This window comes from Flavobacterium sp. (assembly GCF_035760125.1).
Classification (GTDB): Bacteria; Bacteroidota; Bacteroidia; order Flavobacteriales; family Flavobacteriaceae; genus Flavobacterium.
In genome coordinates, this window is the sequence record NZ_DASTTN010000019.1 from 1 (window position 1) to 2,977 (window position 2,977).

At 33.6% G+C, this 2,977-nt stretch carries 4 protein-coding genes; 1 reads left to right on the plus strand and 3 read right to left on the minus strand.

Features of this window, described 5'->3' with window-relative positions:
* Positions 1 to 176 (minus strand): DUF5687 family protein (locus VFS71_RS00775; protein ID WP_326398776.1); only part of this gene is annotated, 176 nt, incomplete at its 3' end.
* Between the two features lie 135 nt (positions 177 to 311).
* Between VFS71_RS00775 and VFS71_RS00780 the strand changes: the two genes are divergently transcribed.
* Positions 312 to 1,364: a ferredoxin--NADP reductase gene (locus tag VFS71_RS00780; protein WP_326398773.1), complete on the plus strand. Its 1,053-nt coding sequence runs from the start codon at positions 312 to 314 to the stop codon at positions 1,362 to 1,364.
* Positions 1,365 to 1,409: 45 nt separating this feature from the next.
* Here VFS71_RS00780 and VFS71_RS00785 read toward each other — a convergent pair whose 3' ends face one another.
* Both VFS71_RS00785 and VFS71_RS00790 read right to left on the minus strand, forming a co-directional pair.
* Positions 1,410 to 2,420, minus strand: coding sequence for a glycosyltransferase family 9 protein (locus VFS71_RS00785; RefSeq protein ID WP_326398774.1), 1,011 nt, complete (start codon positions 2,418 to 2,420; stop codon positions 1,410 to 1,412).
* Between the two features lie 46 nt (positions 2,421 to 2,466).
* A partial coding sequence (locus tag VFS71_RS00790) for a DUF4254 domain-containing protein (RefSeq protein WP_326398775.1) occupies positions 2,467 to 2,977 on the minus strand: 511 nt, incomplete at its 5' end.

Below are 2,977 nucleotides of genomic sequence, written 5' to 3' on the forward strand. Positions count from 1 at the left end.
AATGGATCCAATTTCATTTCCCTAAGAATATAAAAAGCCCCTATTCCCAATGCTAAAAAAACCAATGTGAAATATAGAACAAGAAATCCCATCAATATTTTCAAGGCCAAATTTGAAGCGAACGAAGCAGATCTCGTGAAAGATTTCCATTCGAGATAAATAAATTTTGCAATCATAATTTTTGTTTGGTTTTGCGAATAAGTAGTTTAGAGTAGGAAAATGTTACAGAAATATAGTAAAAATTAAACTTGAATAGTTTCAAATTCTTTCAATCCTAAATAGTTTTATTACTTTTGCAAAAAAACAGTCTCATGCCAAATTTTCTTAAATTGATTGTAAAAGAAGTAAAACGCGAAACCAAAGATGCCGTTTCGATACTTTTTAATGTCCCTGAAGAATTAAAACCTAATTATACTTTCATTGCTGGTCAGTACATAAATTTACGCCTGACATTGGACAATGTCGAAATTCGTCGTGCGTATTCCATTTGTTCGGCTCCTGGAAGCGGTGAATTGCGAATTGCTGTGAAAGCAGTTAAAGACGGAGTTTTTTCTCAATTTGCAAACAGCAAATTAAAAGCTGGTGATGTACTTGAGGTAGGAAAACCGGAAGGAAAATTTATTTTTGAACCCGAAATAGACCGTCAAAAAAATTATATTGCTTTTGTGGCAGGTAGCGGAATTACTCCTGTTTTATCAATTATAAAATCGGTTTTGAAAAGTGAGCCAAAAAGTTCATTTGTCTTAGTTTATGGAAATAAAACACCAGAACAGACCATTTTTCATGAAGAATTACACGATTTACAATTGCAATATGTAGGCCGTCTTTTTGTACATTATGTGTATAGCCAAGCTAATGTTGAAAATACTTTATTCGGCAGAATTGACAAATCCGTTGTAAATTTTGCCTTGAATAATAAACACGCAGCATTGGATTTTGAAAAATTCTACTTGTGTGGTCCGGAAGAAATGATCAATACGGTTTCGGCTATTTTGAAAGAAAAAAACGTGAGAGATTCGGCTATAAAATTCGAACTTTTTAAAACCTCTTCACATGAAAATACCATTCAAGAAGCACTAGTTGGACATTCAAAAATCACCGTTATGGTCGATGATGATGAGACAACTTTCGAAATGTCACAAAAACAAACTATTCTTGAGGCATCCCTAAAACAAGGAATTGATGCACCATATTCCTGTCAAGGAGGTATTTGCAGCAGTTGTTTGGCACGTGTAACATCTGGAGCAGCCTTAATGAAGAAAAATTCTATTCTTACCGATAGCGAAATTGAAGAAGGTTTAATTCTGACTTGTCAAGCACATCCAACCACTCCAACAATACGAGTGGATTATGATGATGTTTAAAATAGCATAAATGATAGTGAAAACTTCTCTGAAAAGGGAAGTTTTTTATTTTAAGGAAGTTTTAATTTTTTCAACAACCGTTACTGGCAAAATTGTTCGCATGGCATCTTCATAACCTTCCACTTTTTTGTTACCGTAAACAGATGTCGGCAATTTTGGATACAAATCCCTATCCGAAACCAAGGCATTTTCCAATGGTTGATTGAAAGGAGAAAATCCAGCATAAGGATGAGTAGCACCCCAAAGCGTAATTACTTTTACTCCAAGCATTGCTGCGATATGGGCATTTCCAGAATCCATAGAAAGCATCACGTCCAAATTCGATATAAGTTGCAATTCCTGTGTAAATTTAATTTTTCCAGCCATATTAATGACATTCTCTTTGCCAGAACATAGTGTGTTCAAAATTTCGATTTCTTTTTTTCCTCCACCAAAAAGTAAAATGGTATTGTTCTGGTCTAATGCTAAAGTATCAATTACTTCCTTCATTAAATCAAGCGGATATACCTTTGAATCATATTGTGCAAAAGGTGCAATCCCAATTAATTTTTGTGGTGAATTGCCAATTAGATTTAGAATTTCAGAATCCAAAATGGCTTTTTTAGGAAATATTGGATTAGCTAAATCCACAGAAAAACCAAGCTGTTCAAAGACTTTTGCATGTCTTCCAAACATCGTGGTCAATGGTTTGAAAATTTTATTTTCGAAACGGGTCAGCGCATTTTTCTCTTCTCTTCCTTTATCTACTGATGCTATTTTTTTTCCACTCACAGCAAAAAGTGTTCTTACAATTTTGGAACGTAGAACATTATGTAAATCGGCAAAAGCATCAATATCAAATGCTTTTAAATCCTGAAATAATCTACATAAGCCCAAGAATCCTTTATGTCTTTCTTTTTCATCAAAAGCAAAAAAAGAAAGATTCGGAATTCCTTCAAAAAAAGGTTTAAAAAAAGGTCTGGAAACTACCGTGATTTTTACTTCTGGAAATTGATTCACAAATGCACGTAAAACAGGAACCGTCATGGCGACATCCCCCATTGCGGAAAGTCTCATGACGGCTATATGTTTAATTTTTGGAGACAAATTTGTTGCCAAAAAATTATTTTTTATTTTGATACAAAACAGGGTTCAAATCATCATCATTGTACATTTTCATTTGTTTGTACACTTTCATGAATTTATCTCCATTTTCAATGTCTGTCAATAAATCATCGATTGCCATTGATAAATCAGATCTTTGTTCCAAAAGAATGTTCAATTTTGCTTGACATTTGTCTCTATGATCTTGTGTAGCATCTGTACGTGTAGCTTCTTCATTCATATGGTAAATTTTCAGAGCCAAAATAGATAATCTGTCAAAAGCCCAAGCTGGACTTTCGGAGTTGATTTTAGCATCATCCTTAACCACAACATGACTGTATTTTTGAAGAAAATAACTATCGATATATTCAACCATGTCTGTACGTTCCTGATTTGAAGCATCAATTCTTCTTTTCAAAGTCAAAGCTGCAACTGGATCAATATTCGGATCACGAATGATATCTTCAAAATGCCATTGTACTGTATCAATCCAGTTTTTTAGATACAACAAATGTTCAAATTTATCTTTT